General features: G+C 61.0%; 15 protein-coding genes and 4 tRNA genes. 4 read left to right on the top strand and 15 right to left on the bottom strand.

Annotated elements, in window-relative coordinates; translation table 11 throughout:
• Positions 1-130: 130 nt before the first annotated feature.
• The 11 genes from J5N58_RS11740 to J5N58_RS11690 form a co-directional block, all read right to left on the bottom strand.
• Complete coding sequence (locus J5N58_RS11740) at positions 131-826, bottom strand: NADH-quinone oxidoreductase subunit E (protein ID WP_244710878.1); 696 nt, start codon at positions 824-826, stop codon at positions 131-133.
• Between the two features lie 12 nt (positions 827-838).
• A complete protein-coding gene (nuoF, locus tag J5N58_RS11735; RefSeq protein ID WP_112828927.1) occupies positions 839-2,143 on the bottom strand; it encodes an NADH-quinone oxidoreductase subunit NuoF in 1,305 nt (434 codons plus the stop codon).
• A gap of 12 nt (positions 2,144-2,155) precedes the next feature.
• Positions 2,156-3,259: an NADH-quinone oxidoreductase subunit E gene (locus tag J5N58_RS11730; protein WP_244710876.1), complete on the bottom strand. Its 1,104-nt coding sequence runs from the start codon at positions 3,257-3,259 to the stop codon at positions 2,156-2,158.
• 18 nt (positions 3,260-3,277) lie between these two features.
• The gene (locus J5N58_RS11725; protein ID WP_112828929.1) at positions 3,278-3,520 is read right to left on the bottom strand and encodes a hypothetical protein; all 243 of its coding nucleotides are present in this window, start codon (positions 3,518-3,520) and stop codon (positions 3,278-3,280) included.
• The gene (locus J5N58_RS11720) at positions 3,520-4,710 is read right to left on the bottom strand and encodes an NADH-quinone oxidoreductase subunit D (RefSeq protein WP_113466726.1); all 1,191 of its coding nucleotides are present in this window, start codon (positions 4,708-4,710) and stop codon (positions 3,520-3,522) included. The genes J5N58_RS11725 and J5N58_RS11720 overlap by 1 nt, the downstream gene beginning before the upstream one ends.
• 21 nt (positions 4,711-4,731) lie before the next feature.
• Entirely contained in the window at positions 4,732-5,334 is a 603-nt protein-coding gene (locus J5N58_RS11715) for an NADH-quinone oxidoreductase subunit C (protein WP_112828931.1), read from the bottom strand.
• A gap of 18 nt (positions 5,335-5,352) precedes the next feature.
• On the bottom strand, positions 5,353-5,934 hold the full coding sequence (locus J5N58_RS11710) for a NuoB/complex I 20 kDa subunit family protein (protein WP_112828932.1): 582 nt from the start codon (positions 5,932-5,934) through the stop codon (positions 5,353-5,355).
• Complete coding sequence (locus J5N58_RS11705; protein WP_112828943.1) at positions 5,925-6,290, bottom strand: NADH-quinone oxidoreductase subunit A; 366 nt, start codon at positions 6,288-6,290, stop codon at positions 5,925-5,927. Before J5N58_RS11705 ends, J5N58_RS11710 begins: the two co-directional genes overlap by 10 nt.
• Before the next feature lie 234 nt (positions 6,291-6,524).
• Positions 6,525-6,601 (bottom strand) — tRNA-Asp (locus J5N58_RS11700).
• A 79-nt stretch (positions 6,602-6,680) separates the two neighbouring features.
• Positions 6,681-6,757: transfer RNA gene (locus tag J5N58_RS11695), tRNA-Asp, on the bottom strand.
• 79 nt (positions 6,758-6,836) lie between these two features.
• A tRNA-Asp gene (locus tag J5N58_RS11690) sits at positions 6,837-6,913 on the bottom strand.
• A 336-nt stretch (positions 6,914-7,249) separates the two neighbouring features.
• On the opposite strand from J5N58_RS11690, the gene J5N58_RS11685 reads away from it, so the two are divergent.
• Both J5N58_RS11685 and J5N58_RS11680 read left to right on the top strand, forming a co-directional pair.
• Positions 7,250-7,325 (top strand) — tRNA-Val (locus J5N58_RS11685).
• Between the two features lie 220 nt (positions 7,326-7,545).
• Complete coding sequence (locus J5N58_RS11680) at positions 7,546-8,532, top strand: aldo/keto reductase (protein ID WP_113444046.1); 987 nt, start codon at positions 7,546-7,548, stop codon at positions 8,530-8,532.
• Positions 8,533-8,589: 57 nt separating this feature from the next.
• Here J5N58_RS11680 and J5N58_RS11675 read toward each other — a convergent pair whose 3' ends face one another.
• Positions 8,590-9,276, bottom strand: coding sequence for a DUF2161 domain-containing phosphodiesterase (locus J5N58_RS11675; RefSeq protein ID WP_113444047.1), 687 nt, complete (start codon positions 9,274-9,276; stop codon positions 8,590-8,592).
• 233 nt (positions 9,277-9,509) lie between these two features.
• Here J5N58_RS11675 and J5N58_RS11670 point away from each other — a divergent pair, with 233 nt between their 5' ends.
• Positions 9,510-10,514: an isopenicillin N synthase family dioxygenase gene (locus J5N58_RS11670; RefSeq protein ID WP_113444048.1), complete on the top strand. Its 1,005-nt coding sequence runs from the start codon at positions 9,510-9,512 to the stop codon at positions 10,512-10,514.
• Positions 10,511-11,266 (top strand): alpha/beta fold hydrolase, encoded by a 756-nt coding sequence (locus J5N58_RS11665; RefSeq protein ID WP_113444049.1) that lies wholly within the window; start codon positions 10,511-10,513, stop codon positions 11,264-11,266. The genes J5N58_RS11670 and J5N58_RS11665 overlap by 4 nt, the downstream gene beginning before the upstream one ends.
• A 65-nt stretch (positions 11,267-11,331) precedes the next feature.
• Here J5N58_RS11665 and J5N58_RS11660 read toward each other — a convergent pair whose 3' ends face one another.
• The 3 genes from J5N58_RS11660 to lon all read right to left on the bottom strand — a co-directional run bounded on the left by J5N58_RS11660 (position 11,332) and on the right by lon (position 16,667).
• Positions 11,332-13,530 carry an esterase-like activity of phytase family protein gene (locus J5N58_RS11660; RefSeq protein WP_113444050.1) on the bottom strand — a complete coding sequence of 733 codons (2,199 nt, stop codon included), beginning with the start codon at positions 13,528-13,530 and terminating at the stop codon, positions 11,332-11,334.
• Positions 13,531-13,768: 238 nt separating this feature from the next.
• Positions 13,769-14,044, bottom strand: coding sequence for a DNA-binding protein HupB (gene hupB, locus J5N58_RS11655; protein ID WP_099057464.1), 276 nt, complete (start codon positions 14,042-14,044; stop codon positions 13,769-13,771).
• A gap of 205 nt (positions 14,045-14,249) precedes the next feature.
• Positions 14,250-16,667: an endopeptidase La gene (gene lon, locus J5N58_RS11650; RefSeq protein WP_112827167.1), complete on the bottom strand. Its 2,418-nt coding sequence runs from the start codon at positions 16,665-16,667 to the stop codon at positions 14,250-14,252.
• Positions 16,668-16,720 lie beyond the last annotated feature (53 nt).

Below are 16,720 nucleotides of genomic sequence, written 5' to 3'. Positions count from 1 at the left end.
GGCAAGCGGGACCATCCAATCTCGACTGGCGTCCCGCCGTTTATTTCCTTTCCCGCCCTTTTTCAGGAGCCGGATATTGCTCATTCTCTCCGGACTTCGAGACACCCTCACGAAGGGTGTCCCGCAACCCTCAATTCTTTGCGCCTGCGAGCTTGCGCGCCTGGCCCGACCAGTCATCGCGCACCGCCCGGCCACCCAGGCCGATTTCCCTGTCCAGCGCATCAAGCGCCGCGACATCGAGCGCCGCCAGTTGCGCGAAGCGGCGAATGCCCTTTTCGTTCAGGACCTGCTCCAGCTTCGGGCCGATGCCTTCGATCTTCTTCAGATCGTCAGCCTTGCCGGTGGACCGTCCTACCTTCGGCGCCTTCGCGACCGGCTCGACGGTTTCAGGCTTTTCGGCCTTTACCACCTCGGCCGCCACCTTGCGTGCCTTCGGAGCGGGAACCGCTTTCGCCTCGACCTGCTTGACCGGAGCCTTACGGGTCTTCCGTGCCACCGCAGCGGGCTCGACAGCCTCTGCGACAGCGCCGGTTGGCTCGGAAGGAGCGGCTGGCTCCGCCTCGCCGGCAAGCTTTTCTTCCTCAAGCTTGCGGGCCAGCTTGTTGGTCGCCTCCACCGCCCCCTGAAGGGAGCCGAGGAACACGCTCGTCATGTGCGTGGCCAGACCGAAACCGATTGCGGTTGCGGCCGCAAGCGCCGCAGCCGGATGGGCCATCAGCGGATGCAGCGGAACATGCGGCATGTCCTTGAGAACATCGGCGACACGGCTGAAGTCAGCCGGATCTGCGGCATTCCCTTCTCCAGTCTTGTCCGATGCCTTGGCCATTGCCGCCCTTCCTTATTCGGCCGCTTCCATGACAACGCCATGCGCCATGGCGTTGCGGGTGTACTGATCGATGCGGGCCTCGATCTCCGGACGGAAATTCCGGATGAGACCCTGGATCGGCCATGCCGCTGCATCGCCGAGCGCACAGATGGTGTGACCCTCGACCTGCTTGGTCACCTGGAACAGCATGTCGATTTCGCGCTTCTGCGCGTTACCCTTCACCATGCGCTCCATGACGCGCATCATCCAGCCGGTGCCTTCACGGCACGGCGTGCACTGGCCGCAGCTCTCATGCTTGAAGAAGGCCGCGATGCGCCAGATGGCCTTGATGATGTCGGTCGACTTGTCCATGACGATCATGCCGCCGGTGCCGAAGGACGACTTCACGTCGCGAAGGCCGTCGAAATCGAGCGTGACGTCCATCATGTCCTCGCCCTTGACGACCGGGCAGGATGCGCCGCCGGGGATGACGGCAAGGAGATTGTCCCAGCCGCCGCGGATGCCGCCGCCATGCTTCTCGATCATTTCACGGAATGAAATGCCCATGCTTTCCTCGACGGTGCACGGCGTGTTGACGTGACCCGAGATCATGAAAAGCTTGGTGCCGACGTTGTTCGGGCGGCCGAACGAAGAGAACCAGCCTGCACCGCGACGCAGGATCGTCGGGGTAACGGCGATCGATTCGACGTTGTTGACCGTGGTCGGGCAGCCGTAGAGACCCATATTCGCCGGGAACGGAGGCTTGAGGCGCGGCTGACCCTTCTTACCCTCAAGGCTTTCGAGTAGTGCAGTTTCCTCGCCGCAGATGTAGGCGCCGGCGCCATGATGGACGATGACGTCGATATCGTAGCCGAGCTTGTTGTTCTTGCCGAGCAGGCCGGCCTCGTAGCATTCGTCGATGGCCGCCTGGAGGGCTTCACGCTCGCGCATGAACTCGCCGCGAACGTAAATGAAGGCGTGATTGGCCCCCATGGCGAAGGAAGCGATCACGCAGCCTTCGATCAGCGTATGCGGATCGTGGCGCAGGATATCGCGGTCCTTGCAGGTGCCAGGCTCGGATTCGTCGGCGTTGACGACGAGATAATGGGGACGGCCGTCGGATTCCTTCGGCATGAACGACCACTTGAGACCTGTCGGGAAGCCAGCGCCGCCGCGCCCGCGCAGACCGGAAGCCTTGATCTCGTTGATGATCCAGTCGCGACCCTTTTCGAGGATCTGCTTGGTTCCATCCCAGTGGCCACGGCTCATGGCGCCTTTCAGCGACTTGTCCTTGAGGCCGTAGATGTTGGTGAAGATACGATCCTGATCCTTCAACATGTCCTACCCCCTTTACCGCGGCTTCTTGCCGAAAACTTTGATGTATTCGGCTTCGCCACCCTTGGCGAGCGCCTTGGCCTGCTTGACCCAGTCGTCACGCTCGATGCGGCCGGAGAACTTCAGGTAACTATCGACCCATTCGCGTTCGGCCTTCTTCCAGCCAGCGATCTGGGCAAAGGTATAGATGCCGATGCCGTTCAGAATACCTTCGATCTTCGGACCGACGCCGGAAATCATCTTGAGATCATCAGGGGTCTCGGGCTTCTCGATACCGGCCGGGCGGTTCTTATCGTCCAGCGAGGGCTGGCCTGCGGCAACATTTTCAGCCTTCGCAGGCTTCGCCTTGGGGCTTGCCTCCGGGAGAGCCGTTTCGCCGTCGGCCGGGCTCTTGATGGCCGGATTGGTCTCATCGGCCGACGTTACCGGCTTGGCCGCATTCGACGGCGGGACAGCCACCGCTTCGGCTTCCACCGGCGCGGCCTTCCGCTTCGCGGCCGGCTTGGCATCGCCGTCGGTCAGGGCCGTGAGACCGCCGGCCGGAGCGGAATAGAAACGATCGATCTGCGGACCCGGCTTGATGTCGGAACCCTTGCCGGCCTGGAAACGGTCGATGATGTGCTCGAGCTGGGTCGGCGTCAGGTCTTCGTAGCTGTCCTTGAAGATCATCACCATCGGCGCGTTCACGCAGGCGCCCTGACACTCGACCTCTTCCCAGGAGAGCGTGCCGTCAGCATTGCGCTCGAAGGGTTCTGCGTGGATCTTGCTCTTGCACACCTTGATGAGATCTTCGGCGCCGCGCAGCATGCACGGCGTGGTGCCACAGACCTGCACATGGGCGCGCGTGCCAACCGGCTTGAGCTGGAACTGGGTGTAGAAGGTCGCGACCTCAAGCACCCGGATATAGGGCATGGAAAGCTTCTCGGCGACGTATTCGATCGCCGCTCGCGTCACCCAGCCGTCCTGCTCCTGCGCCCGCATCAGAAGCGGGATGACTGCCGACTGCTGACGTCCCTCGGGATACTTGCGGATGGTTGCCTCAGCCCAGGCCGCATTTTCCTCATTGAAGGAAAAGCCTGCCGGCTGGAATTGCTCTTCGGCTAGTCGACGAACGGACATACTTCCTCGCCCCTTGTCTCAGTTTATGGATCCACACCGCGAACGCGTCAGGGACGCAAATTCGCAGGCATAGGCCGTCTTGTCTTTCTGCAGGAACACAATCAGCTTCGAACCGCTGCTGGTGGAAGCCTTGATCTCGTAGCCCTGCCTGATGAGCTCCGCCATGCTGGTGCTCGAACTGCTCGAAGAAACGGTCTCTTCCTGGGCCTGCGCCTGAACGCCGCCGGCCAGGGCAAGGACCGTGAGCAGCCACACCTTCATCAGCGGTCAACCTCTCCGAACACGATATCCAGCGAGCCGAGGATCGCCGAGACGTCAGCGAGCTGATGTCCGCGACAGATGAAATCCATGGCCTGCAGGTGAGCGTAACCCGGAGCGCGAATCTTGCAACGATACGGCTTGTTGGTGCCGTCCGACACGAGGTAGACGCCGAACTCGCCCTTCGGCGCTTCGACGGCTGCGTAAACCTCGCCTTCCGGCACGTGATAGCCTTCGGTATAGAGCTTGAAGTGGTGGATGAGCGCTTCCATCGACCGCTTCATCTCGCCACGCTTCGGCGGAACGACCTTGCCGTCCAGCGACGAGACCGGACCGGTCTTCGCATCGCCCAAGAGACGATTGACGCACTGCTTCATGATCTTCACCGATTCCCGCATTTCGATCATGCGGATCAGGTAACGGTCGAAGCAATCGCCGTTCTTGCCGATCGGGATCTCGAATTCGAGTTCGGAATAGCACTCGTAGGGCTGTGCCCGGCGCAGGTCCCAGGCAGCGCCGGAACCACGGACCATCACGCCCGAGAAACCCCAGGCCCAGGCGTCTTCCAGAGCCACAACGCCGATATCGACGTTACGCTGCTTGAAGATGCGGTTGCCGGTCAGAAGCTCATCGATGTCATCGAGCGTCTTCAGGAAGGGATCGCACCAATTGCCGATATCCTCGACCAACTGGTGCGGCAGGTCCTGATGGACGCCGCCGGGCCGGAAATAGGCCGCATGCATGCGCGCGCCGCAGGCGCGCTCATAGAAGACCATCAGCTTTTCGCGTTCCTCGAAGCCCCAGAGCGGCGGCGTCAAGGCACCGACGTCCATCGCCTGCGTCGTCACGTTCAGGAGGTGCGACAGGATACGGCCGATTTCCGAATAGAGAACGCGGATCAACTGCCCGCGGATCGGAATCTCCACACCCAGAAGCTTTTCGACCGCCAGCGCATAGGCATGTTCCTGGTTCATCGGCGCCACGTAGTCGAGGCGATCGAAATAGGGAACAGCCTGCAGATAGGTCTTGGTCTCGATCAGCTTTTCGGTGCCGCGGTGAAGCAGCCCGATATGGGGATCGACGCGCTCCACGATTTCGCCGTCAAGCTCCAGCACAAGACGCAAAACGCCGTGGGCAGCCGGGTGCTGCGGACCGAAATTGATATTGAAGTTGCGGACGTTATGTTCAGTCATGGCAACAAACCTTCCGCTTTCTTACTGAGCCGCCTTCTCATCGCCGGGCAGCACGTAATCCGTGCCTTCCCAGGGCGAGAGGAAGTCGAAATTCCGGAATTCCTGCTTCAGTTCGACAGGCTCGTAGACGACGCGCTTGGCGTTGTCGTCATAACGAACTTCGACAAAACCGGTGGTCGGGAAGTCCTTGCGCAACGGATGCCCTTCGAAACCGTAGTCGGTGAGGATGCGGCGCAGATCCGGGTGGTCGGTGAAGAGTACGCCGTACATGTCCCAGGTTTCGCGCTCGAACCAGTCGGCACCAGGGAAGACCGAACAGGCAGACGGCACCGGCTTGTCTTCGCCGGTCGCAACCTTGACGCGGATGCGCAGGTTCTGGCGCGGCGACTGCAAGTGATAGACCACATCGAAGCGATCTTCCCGCTCCGGATAGTCCACGCCGCAGATGTCGATCAGATTGACGAAACCGCACTGCACGTCGTCGCGCAGGAAGGTCAGAAGCGCGATCACGTTTTCGGGCGTCGCCGTCAGGTTCAGTTCTCCGAAGCGGATCTCCGAAGAGACAATGAGCGCACCGCGCACCTCGGAAAGGTAGGATGCAAGCTCGTTCAGGGCTTCACTCATCTTGTCGCGTCCCTTGGCTTAGCGCTCGATCGTTCCGGTGCGGCGGATCTTCTTCTGCAGCAGAAGCACGCCGTAAAGCAGCGCCTCTGCCGTGGGGGGACAGCCGGGAACATAAATATCGACAGGCACGACGCGATCGCAGCCGCGCACCACCGAGTAGGAATAGTGATAGTAGCCGCCGCCATTGGCGCAGGAACCCATCGAGATGACATAGCGCGGCTCGGGCATTTGGTCGTAGACCTTGCGGAGCGCGGGCGCCATCTTGTTGGTCAGCGTGCCGGCAACAATCATCACGTCGGACTGACGCGGGCTGGCGCGCGGCGCAAAACCGAACCGCTCGACGTCGTAACGCGGCATGGAGAGTTGCATCATCTCGACGGCGCAACAGGCAAGACCGAAGGTCATCCACATCAGCGAACCCGTACGGGCCCAGTTAATCAGTTCGTCCGTCGACGTGACGAGAAAGCCCTTGTCGGCGAGTTCGTTGTTGATCTCGCCAAAGAAAGCATCGTCACTGCCGACCGGCTTGCCGGTATTGGGATCGATGATCCCCTTGGCCTGAGGCGCGACGAGCGTCGTGTTGGACTGGACTACTCCCATTCGAGCGCCCCCTTCTTCCATTCATAGATAAAGCCGATGGTGAGCACACCAAGGAACACCATCATCGACCAGAAGCCGAACCAGCCGAGATCGCCGAACGAGACTGCCCAGGGGAACAGAAAGGCGACTTCGAGATCGAAGATGATGAAGAGGATCGACACCAGATAGAACCGGATATCGAACTTCATGCGGGCGTCGTCGAAAGCATTGAAGCCGCATTCGTAAGCCGACAGCTTTTCCGAGTCGGGCGCCTTGAAGGCGACGGCGAACGGCGCGATCAGAAGCGCCAGGCCGATCACGAGGGCAATACCGATGAAAATAGCGATCGGAATGTAGGAACTGAGCAGTTCAGTCATCATATCCATCCCTGCTTGTCTCGAATGCCGGGCGGCATTTTTGGCGCTGGGCCGACAAGCCGAAAGAAGAGTTGCAACGAGCCGTCGTTAGCGCAGCCTGCCTGCTTGTGCAAGCCCGAGCGCCGGCTTTTCACTCGATACATCACGCAGTTTACCGAGGTGTAAAGCGGCAACGCAACAAAGTCCATAGAGCGCCATTGCGAAGCAACATAAAGTTATGAAGGAAAACGAAAATGGCGCGAGTGACGGGGCTCGAACCCGCGACCTCCGGCGTGACAGGCCGGCACTCTAACCGACTGAGCTACACCCGCGCATAGATGGACCGGCAGTTGACCGATCCGACCTTACCGGCGACGTTTCCGCGACAGCAAGAAAGATGATTTTCAAGAATGGCGCGAGTGACGGGGCTCGAACCCGCGACCTCCGGCGTGACAGGCCGGCACTCTAACCGACTGAGCTACACCCGCGCATAGATGGACCGGCAGTTGACCGATCCGACCTTACCGGCGACGTTTCCGCGACAGCAAGAAAGATGATTTTCAAGAATGGCGCGAGTGACGGGGCTCGAACCCGCGACCTCCGGCGTGACAGGCCGGCACTCTAACCGACTGAGCTACACCCGCGCATTTCTTGAAAGGCGTCTCCGCCCTTCCCGAACCGGCCTTGCCCGTTCGATGAGCGGCTAACTAAGGGGTTCGGTTATTGGTGTCAAGCGGGATCGAAGACAAATCCATGACAGATCGAATTTTATCCGCGCCGGCAATCCGCCCGGCTGTGGACGGAAAAAACACCCCCTCTGGAGCGCGCCGTAAAAAGCGCGGGTTTCCCGGGTTTTTCATACCCTTCCTCTGCGGCAGCGGCAAAAAAAACAAAAAAACTTCATAAACACTCTTGCGGTTTTTCCGCGATCCGCATAGATCACGGCCACCGACGCGGCGGGCCTGACCCGCTCAGCGAAAGGGCGATTAGCTCAGTTGGTAGAGCGCCTCGTTTACACCGAGGATGTCGGGAGTTCGAGTCTCTCATCGCCCACCATTTCCACACAATCTCGATAAAGACCTGCAGCGACTGATTTGTTTGCGATGCGGTTTGCGTCGCTGTCCGTCGCCTGGCCACCTGTGGATCCACCTGTACCCGAGAAGAATCGCGGCCATGCGATTCGAGCGTTTGCGCGCCACACCCACTTCTTCTTGCCACCTCCGGCGGTGCTTGCTACCTCCAATCGCAACAATGCAACAGACAGGAGGGCATGGTTATGCGTCAGCATGCGTTCGGAAGGACCGGCTTTACCGTCAGCGACATCGGGTTCGGAGCCTGGCAGATCGGTGGGTCATGGGGAGACGTCCCGGAAGCAGAAGGCCGGGCAGCACTCAATGCGGCGCTCGATGCCGGCGTCACCTTCATCGATACGGCAGACGTCTATGGAGACGGCCGTTCGGAGAGGATCATCGCCGATGTGCTCAAGGCGCGCGGCGGAAAACGTCCAATGGTGGCCAGCAAGGCCGGGCGACGACTCAATCCGCATGTCGCCGATGGATATACGAAAGCGAATCTCGAGGCTTTCATCGATCGGTCGCTGAAGAACCTGGCGGTGGAACGCCTGGATCTCGTGCAGCTTCATTGCCCTCCGACCGATGTATACTATCGGCCCGAAGTCTTCGAGGGACTGGAAGACATCAAGCGTGCGGGCAAGATCGCCCATTACGGCGTCAGCGTGGAGAAGGTCGAGGAGGCGCTCAAGGCCATCGAATATCCGGGCGTGGTCTCCGTCCAGATCATCTTCAATCTCTTCCGGCAGCGGCCCGCGGATCTCTTCCTGAAGGAGGTAAGCCGGCGGAATATCGCCGTGATCGCCCGCGTTCCGCTGGCAAGCGGCCTGTTGTCTGGAAAGATCACCCGCGAGACTACTTTCGCAAGCGAGGATCATCGCAACTTCAACCGCCATGGCGAGGCCTTCGACGTCGGAGAAACCTTTGCCGGCGTGCCGTTGGAGACCGGACTTGCGGCCGTCGAGGATATCCGGAAGCTCGTACCAGCCGGCGCCAGCATGGCCGCCTTTGCCTTGCGCTGGATTCTGATGAACGAGGCTGTGACGGTGGTCATTCCCGGAGCGCGCAATGGCGAGCAGGCGCGCGCCAATGCCGCTGCTTCCGGTCTGCCGGCCCTTTCCGCCGATGTCATGGCCGCCGCCCGTGACGTGTACGATCGACTGATCGCACCGCACGTGCACCAGAGATGGTGAAATCGACGCCCGCAGCCTCCGACGGAGATGGAGAGCCGGGGAATCAGTGCCCCTTGGTCAGGCGGCTTCGGAGGATTTTCCCTCTTCCCGCGGGATCTTATCGGACCATGTGGCGAGCGCCGCATGGCCGACCGCGTTCAAGCCATACAGTCCGCGATCGATTCGGTCGAACCAGCCGTAGACGTTGGACAGCAATATCCTGGCGGCATCGGGAGCAATCGGCCTGAGGTCACGGGGGCGCAACGGCCCTTCCGAGAGAGCTTCGGCAATGACGAGAGCCTGCTGACGATAGGCCGTCATCTGCGGCATGCGTGTCGAACCACCGGCCACGGGATCGCCCCTGCGACGGCGGAATTCTTCGACGATGCGCGAACGACGCTTCCTGTTGCTCCGGGGCTTCCATGGTCCCGGCTCCACGATGACATCCACCCGACCGGTGGCGGCAACGGTGAGCAAGCCGAATCCCAGGAAACGGCACAGTTTCTTTACGCGTGCATCACTTTCCCGACCGCGACCCTTTTTTGAGGCTTCCACCGCAAGCCAGACCTCATCGCAGACGGCGGTGCGCTCCACCGCCTGCAGGACGAGTTCCAATGTGAAGCTCCGTTTCAGCTCCCCGATCACCACGAGCTCCGTCACATCCTGTGAAATCGCCACGATATCGCAGCTTCTTATCTCCCCTTTCACCTCGAAGCCCAAACCTTCAAGATAACGTTTTACCGGGGGATAAAGGTCTGCTTCCAAGTCGGCTGTCTCGCAAAAGAGTGACACGCTTCAATCTAGCCCACGGCCTGACGCCCCCACAAGGCATGTTGTGTTGCCCGCAACGGCGGCTTCTCTTCTGCGCAATTCATATGCAATTTTCGGCCCTATCTATTTTATAGTCAAATTCGTCGTTGCCAGGCATCGATGCGTTGCACTAGCCTCCCTTTTCTGGTGAGCGCCGCCGCTCGCATGAACGGAACAGGAAGAGCATCATGAATGCATCGTCACTCGGTGCGCGTTCGGTCGAGGCCGCCACGCTTCCCATCATCGACGTTTCCGGCCTTTCTTCATCCGTGCGCGAGACGCGCGCCGCCGTCGGCGAAGCCCTACGGCGGGCCTGCCTGGACAAGGGCTTCTTTTACTGCGCCGGCCACGGCATTCCCCAAGGACTGATCGATGCCGCCTTTGCGGAAGCGAAGGCCTTCTTCGAGCGGCCGATTGAGGAAAAACTCGCCGTCGACAAGGCGCACTCCTTCTGCAACCGGGGTTACGAACATATGCGCGGCCAGACGCTTGAGGCCGGCGCCCCCGCCGATCTCAAGCAGGGCTTCTACATCGGACCGGACCTTCCTATGGACGACCCGCGGGTCGTGGCCAAACGGTTCAATCGTGGACCGAACCAATGGCCAGCCGACCAGCCGGGCTTCCGGCCGGTGATGATGGCCTATTTCGCAGCCATGACGGACCTCGGCGAGCGGCTCATGCGCGGTATGGCGCTGTCGCTCGGCCTGCCGGAGAATCACTTCGATGCCTTCGTCCGAGAGCCGCTCGCGACCTTGCGCCTGCTGCACTATCCGCCTCAGCCGAAGGATGCCGCCCCCAATGAAAAGGGTGCAGGCGCCCATACGGATTTCGGCGGGCTGACGCTGCTGATGCAGGACGACGCCGGTGGACTGCAGGTGCATGACGCGGCAAGCAACAGCTGGGTCCATGCCGATCCCATCCCCGGCACCTTCGTCGTCAATCTCGGCGATATGATCTCGCGCTGGACCAACGACCGCTATCGCTCGACGCTGCACCGCGTGGTCAACGAAAGCGGCAGGGAGCGCTATTCCATCCCGTTCTTCTTCGTTGGCCATCCCGATCACATGGTCGAATGCCTGCCGAACTGCCTCGGGCCGGGCGAGCAGCCGAAATATGCAGCCACGACGGTGGAAGACCACCTGAAGGCCATGTACCAGCGCACCTATGCGCCGACGCCGGCTGTCCGGGCATGAGCCGGAGGCTTCCCGTTCTCCTGATTCACGGGGCCTGGCAGGGCTCATGGGTATGGGAAGGGTTTTCGCCTCTGCTCGAAGCATCGGGCTTCGAGCCAATCGCGGTCGATCTGCCGGGCAACGGGGTGGACGACACGCCGCCGGAAGCGGTCAATCTCGATCTCTATGTCTCGCATCTGCGTTCGCTCGTTGACGCCGCCGGCGCACGTGTGGCGGTAATCGCCCATTCCGGCGGCGGCGTTGCAGCTTCGGCTCTGGGCGAGGCCATGCCGGAAGCGATCACCGGGATCGTCTATGTGGCGGGCATGATGCTGCCTTCGGGCATGGGATACGGTGAGGTCGTGAAACAGGCGCTCCCCGCGCATCCCGAGGCGGGCGGCATCTCGCCCCACCTCGTATGGTCGAAAGACGGGCTTGTCAGCACCGTTCCGGCCGAGGCCGCAGCCCGGCATTTTCTCAACGATCTGCCGCGCGAGGCCGCGCTTTCGGCTGCCGCCAGGCTTACGCCGCAGCCGGAAGGCGGGCGGGCAGCGGCCCCTCTCCTCACCAGCGAACGCTTCGGCCGCATCCCGCGCCTTTATGTCGAGGCGACCGATGACCAGTCGGTGTTCATCTACCTGCAACGGCGCATGCAGGAACTGGTGCCGGGTGCGGAAGTCGTAACACTCGACACGGGGCATGCACCCCATGTTTCGGCTCCCGACCGCCTGATCGGGCCTGTCGCCGAATTTCTTCGCCGAACACGCCGATAAAACGGGGGAAGGCCGGGCGATTTCTCGCCCGGCCTCGGACCGCGTCGTCCCGAAAGGACGAAGGATCAGTTGATGACCTTCAGATCGACGGGGAAGAACAGGGTCTCGCCCGAGCTGTCATCGACGCCATCATTGTCGGTCACGGCGAAGGCCTTGCCGGCGGCATCGAAGGTGAAGCCTTCCAGCTTGTCGACGACATAGCCGTTGGTGGCGTTCTTCAGGTCCGTGATGAAGTCGTGGACTTCTTCCTTCTTTACCAGCGGCAGCTTGTCGCCGAGCTTAGCAGGCTTCAGGTCGGCAATGGCGACACGGTAGAGCTTCTTGAGCTTGGCGTTGTCGCCCACCTGGTTGTCACGTTCGACCACATAAACGTAGTCGCCATGGGCGGTGATTTCCGAAAGACCGACCCAGCCGGCTTCCGACTTGTCGAGCGGATAGCTGACGGCGCCCCACTCCTTGGCCTTCGGGTTGTAGGAGACGAGCTTGACGGTGCCCTTCTCGTCATCCTTCCATTCGCGTTGCACGGCCATCCACAGCGTCAGGTCGTCGCCCTCGCCGACCGAGGTGATGCCTTCGAGGCCGAAGCGGGTCTGGCCCGCGAGCAGTTCGACCGGGAAGCCGATTTCGGACTTGATCTCGCCCTTGGCGTCGACGTTGTAGATGCCGTGACCGATGAGCTTTGCCGGATCGCCTTCGGAAGCGAGCCAGAAGCCGCCCTTGCCGTCCAGCGTGATGCCTTCGATGTCGAGTTTCTGGGCCGCCGCGCCGCCGCGGATCACCGGCAGGGCAGAGGTGATGACGGCAGGCTTCTGCGTCGCATCGATCGTGAAGATCGTCGGCTGCATGGAATAGAAGCTGTCATTGACCGCATAAAGCGTGCCGGCCTTCTCGGCATCGCCCACAAGACCGGAGAGCGCGCCCCAGCCGATGGGTGCACCGTCGACGATTTCGGAGCGGATCATCGGATAGGCCGGCGTGCCCTCGGCAAGCTCATAAACCATGACGTGCGAACGCGGGCCACCGTCTTCACCGAGATCAACCTCATTGGCGGTCGCGAACAGGTTACGGCCGGGAATGGCAACCGCGCCTTCCGGAGAGACGCCGGACGGCAGAAGCTGAACGAGTTCCGGCTCCGCGCCGGTGTCCTTGTAGACGCCTACGATCGAAGCACGTTCGGAAAGTACGAAGAAGTATTTCTGACCGTTGAAGGTTGCGGCTTCCAAACCTTCGAGTTCGACGCCCTTGGACTTGGCGCGCTTGTCCGGGAAATGACCGATCCGGGCGATGGCGAGTTCCAGCGAGGGGCCGGATTCGTAAAGAACCTTGCCGGTCTTGTCGAAGATGGTGAAGCTGCGCGAACCGCCTTCGTAATCGCCTTCATTGGCAACGACGAAACGATTGTCGTCCAGCCACTTCAGGGCGTCGGGCTCGCGCAGGACGCCTTCCTTCTTGCCGGTGAACTTCAACGCGCCATCGGACTTGGTATCGATACCGGCGAGATCGACCTTGCCGGCGGAGAAGTGATTCTTCACTTCGCCGGTTTTGCCGTCGACGATGACGATATGGTTGTTTTCCTGGAGCGTCAGGCCGATTTCGCCGAGGCTGTTGATCGAGACGAATTCGGGCTCCGGGTCCTCCGGCGCAATTTCGGCAAGCCCGGTCAGGGCGACGTGCTTGATGGAAGCGCAATCGGCAACGCCGTCCTTCAGGGAGACGATTGCGAGATCGCCGGCCGGCATCTGCGGCAGCTTGCCCTCGTCGAGCTCTTCGTCACGCTCGTTCTCGATGGCGATGGCGGCAAACGTCTTGTCCGGAGAGATCGCAACGGAGTCCGGCTGGCCGCCGAGATCACAGGTCGCATCGATCTTCATGGAGGCGACGTCGACGATGGCGAGCTTGCCGGAAGGTTTCTGCTTGTTCTCGGAGGTGTTGACGGCAACCAGCGCCTTGGCACCGACGACGGCGACGGAGGTCGGCTCGCCGTCCATCATCAGGGCGCTGCCGGCCTTCGGAGCCTTGGCGTCGGTGATGTCGACAAAACCGATCGCGCCGAGCGGGCTGTCCGAATAGATCAGCGTGTTACCGTCTTCCGAGGCGGTGATGATCTCGGCCGAGGTGGTCGAAAGCTTGTCCTTGTCGGCCGGCAGGTTGGTGGCAACGGGGAAGGACGCAATACGATTGAAGACCTGGTCGGCAGCGGCCGGCGCCGCGACCGAAGCCAGCAGCGCGGCCGTCAGCGCGGCGCGGGAAATGGAATACGTCATCGGGAAACCTCCTGTTTCCATGAGAAAGGAACAGAAGGCTTTTGCGTCACGTGCATGACACGCACATGACAGTTGACTCACTTTGTCGGGACGCCCGCCCCTCCCCCGAGACGCCGGCGAATGGATCGGCAAGGCAAGTCGTAACAGCCGGCAAGACGCAAAAGAAAAGCCCGGCCGAGGCCGGGCTTAATTTGCAGAGCTATGCGTTCCGCCCTGGGGCCGAACGACAGCCAGCCGATCAGCTGTTGACAGCGTCCTTCAGGCCCTTGCCGGCCGTGAACTTCGGAACGTTGCGAGCCGGGATATCGACTTCAGCGCCGGTCGACGGGTTGCGGCCCTTGGAGGCTTCGCGACGAGCGACGGTGAAAGCACCGAAGCCAGCGAGGCGAACATCGCCGCCGTTCTTCAGCTCGGCCTGAACCGTTTCGAAAACGGCGTCAACGGCGGAAGCTGCATCGGCCTTGGTGAGGCCGGCCTTTTCGGCGACCGCGGATACGAGTTCGTTCTTGTTCATGTTTCCACCCTTTCTGACTGGTATGAAACGACTCAATGGATAAGTCGGGCGGAGAATACGTAAGCATCTGCCCTACGCAACTGAAAAGCACCGCAATTGCCCGGAAAACAAGACGTTTCAGGGAGTTTGCACAAAAAAGGCTGGCATTTTTGCCAGCCTTTTTCCGTTCGATGTGCCAATTTGGCAAGATTAAGGCAAAAGAGCCTCAATGTGCCATGGAAGCGCCCGCATCGTCGGCACCTTCCACAGTGCCGATTGCAGGAGTTTCAACCGTTCCGTCCCATTCAATCGGTTCAGGTACGCGGACCAGGGCATGCCTGATAACCTCGCCCATGCGCGAGACGGGAACGATCTCCAGATTGTTCTTCACGTTGTCCGGAATGTCCGCCAGATCCTTGGCGTTTTCTTCCGGGATCAGAACTTTCTTGATGCCGCCGCGGAGAGCCGCAAGCAGCTTTTCCTTGAGACCGCCGATCGGCAGAACGCGACCGCGCAGCGTGACCTCACCCGTCATGGCGACATCCTTGGAAACCGGAATGCCGGTCATGACGGAGACGATTGCCGTTGCCATGGCGATACCGGCGGACGGACCGTCCTTCGGCGTCGCGCCTTCCGGAACGTGCACGTGGATGTCGCTCTTGTCGAACCGCGGGGGTTCGATGCCGAAATCCACGGCCCGCGAGCGGACATAGGAAGCGGCAGCCGAAATCGACTCCTTCATGACGTCCTTCAGGTTACCGGTGACCGTCATGCGGCCCTTGCCCGGCATCATCACGCCTTCGATCGTCAGCAGTTCGCCGCCGACCTCGGTCCAGGCCAGACCGGTAACAATACCGACCTGATCCTCGCCTTCGGCCTCACCATGACGGAAGCGCGGCACACCGAGATAGTCGTGTATGTTCTCGGCGGTCACGGCGACAGACTTCACCTTGCCCTTGATGATCTCGGTGACCGCCTTGCGGGCGAGCTTCATCAGTTCTCGCTCGAAGGAACGGACACCGGCTTCGCGGGTATACTGCTGGATCACGGCCATCAGAGCATCGTCGGAGACCGAAAACTCTTCCGGCCGCAGCGCATGCTCCTTGATCGCCTTGGGCAGAAGGTGCCGCTTGGCGATCTCCCGCTTTTCATCTTCCGTGTAACCGGCGATGCGGATGATCTCCATGCGGTCCATCAGGGGACCCGGAATGTTGAGCGTGTTGGCCGTGGTGACGAACATCACGTTGGACAGGTCGTATTCCACCTCGAGATAGTGGTCCATGAAGGTGGAGTTCTGTTCCGGATCCAGCACCTCAAGCAGGGCCGAGGACGGGTCGCCGCGGAAGTCCATGCCCATCTTGTCGATCTCGTCGAGCAGGAAGAGCGGGTTTGACTTCTTCGCCTTCTTCATCGACTGCACGATCTTGCCGGGCATCGAGCCGATATAGGTGCGGCGGTGGCCTCGGATCTCGGCTTCGTCACGAACGCCGCCGAGCGCCATGCGCACATATTCGCGGCCGGTCGCCTTGGCGATCGACTTCGCAAGCGAGGTCTTGCCGACGCCCGGAGGGCCGACGAGGCACAGAATCGGGCCTTTGATCTTGGTCGCACGCGCCTGGACGGCGAGATATTCGACAATGCGTTCCTTGACCTTGTCGAGACCGAAATGATCCTCGTCGAGGATCTTCTCGGCGGCGTTCAGGTCCACCTTGACCTTGGACTTCTTGCCCCAGGGCAGGCCCAGCAGCCAGTCGAGGTAGTTGCGAACGACCGTCGCTTCCGCCGACATGGGGCTCATGTGGCGCAGCTTCTTCAGTTCGGCCTCGGCCTTTTCCTTGGCTTCCTTGGAAAGCTTGGTCTTGGAGATGCGCTCTTCCAGTTCGGCCATCTCGTCGCGGCCATCCTCGCCGTCGCCGAGCTCCTTCTGGATCGCCTTCATCTGTTCGTTCAGGTAATACTCGCGCTGGGTCTTCTCCATCTGGCGCTTGACGCGCGAGCGGATGCGCTTTTCGACCTGAAGGACGGAAATTTCGCCCTCCATGAAGCCGAGAGCCTTTTCGAGACGCTGCTTGACGCTGACGGTCTCGAGCATCTCCTGCTTCTCGGTGATCTTGATCGACAGGTGCGAAGCGACCGTATCGGCCAGCTTCGAGTAGTCCTCGATCTGGCTCGCGGCGCCAACGACTTCCGGCGAGATCTTCTTGTTCAGCTTGACGTAGTTCTCGAACTCGGAGACGACCGAGCGGGAAAGCGCCTCGATCTCGACGGCGTCTTCGGCCGGTTCGGCGAGAACATGGGCCGTCGCTTCGTAGAACTCTTCGCGTGCGGTATAGCCATCGATCCGGGCGCGCGCCCGGCCTTCGATCAGCACCTTGACGGTGCCGTCCGGCAGCTTGAGAAGCTGGAGAACGTTGGCAACCGTGCCGACCTCGTAGATGGCCGACGGAGCCGGATCGTCATCACCGGCATTAATCTGGGTCGCCAGCATGATCTGCTTGTCGGAGCCCATGACCTCTTCCAGAGCGCGAATGGACTTCTCGCGCCCGACGAACAGAGGCACGATCATGTGTGGGAAAACCACGATGTCGCGCAGAGGCAATACGGGATAGATATTGCTCTCGTTTGCTGCAGACGTTTTCGACATTTCACTTCCTTTCCGACGTCCCGGGGCGGACCCGGAACCTAATGCCCTACCCC

Origin of the sequence: Paenirhizobium cremeum (assembly GCF_022884085.1) — a bacterium.
In the GTDB taxonomy this organism is placed as follows: domain Bacteria; phylum Pseudomonadota; class Alphaproteobacteria; order Rhizobiales; family Rhizobiaceae; genus Allorhizobium; species Allorhizobium cremeum.
Note: the sequence above shows the minus strand (reverse complement) of the source record. Positions and strands in the feature narration are given on the sequence as shown.

Bases quoted from the DNA above. Each gene is read 5' to 3' on its own strand.
- nuoF (WP_112828927.1), bottom strand. From the start codon at position 2,143: ATGTTGAAGGATCAGGATCGTATCTTCACCAACATCTACGGCCTCAAG.
- J5N58_RS11660 (WP_113444050.1), bottom strand. From the start codon at position 13,530: ATGACGTATTCCATTTCCCGCGCCGCGCTGACGGCCGCGCTGCTGGCT.
- J5N58_RS11705 (WP_112828943.1), bottom strand. From the start codon at position 6,290: ATGACTGAACTGCTCAGTTCCTACATTCCGATCGCTATTTTCATCGGT.
- J5N58_RS11680 (WP_113444046.1), top strand. From the start codon at position 7,546: ATGCGTCAGCATGCGTTCGGAAGGACCGGCTTTACCGTCAGCGACATC.
- J5N58_RS11710 (WP_112828932.1), bottom strand. From the start codon at position 5,934: ATGGGAGTAGTCCAGTCCAACACGACGCTCGTCGCGCCTCAGGCCAAG.
- J5N58_RS11670 (WP_113444048.1), top strand. From the start codon at position 9,510: ATGAATGCATCGTCACTCGGTGCGCGTTCGGTCGAGGCCGCCACGCTT.
- J5N58_RS11720 (WP_113466726.1), bottom strand. From the start codon at position 4,710: ATGACTGAACATAACGTCCGCAACTTCAATATCAATTTCGGTCCGCAG.
- J5N58_RS11665 (WP_113444049.1), top strand. From the start codon at position 10,511: ATGAGCCGGAGGCTTCCCGTTCTCCTGATTCACGGGGCCTGGCAGGGC.
- J5N58_RS11725 (WP_112828929.1), bottom strand. From the start codon at position 3,520: ATGAAGGTGTGGCTGCTCACGGTCCTTGCCCTGGCCGGCGGCGTTCAG.
- J5N58_RS11740 (WP_244710878.1), bottom strand. From the start codon at position 826: ATGGCCAAGGCATCGGACAAGACTGGAGAAGGGAATGCCGCAGATCCG.
- hupB (WP_099057464.1), bottom strand. From the start codon at position 14,044: ATGAACAAGAACGAACTCGTATCCGCGGTCGCCGAAAAGGCCGGCCTC.
- J5N58_RS11730 (WP_244710876.1), bottom strand. From the start codon at position 3,259: ATGTCCGTTCGTCGACTAGCCGAAGAGCAATTCCAGCCGGCAGGCTTT.
- lon (WP_112827167.1), bottom strand. From the start codon at position 16,667: ATGTCGAAAACGTCTGCAGCAAACGAGAGCAATATCTATCCCGTATTG.
- J5N58_RS11715 (WP_112828931.1), bottom strand. From the start codon at position 5,334: ATGAGTGAAGCCCTGAACGAGCTTGCATCCTACCTTTCCGAGGTGCGC.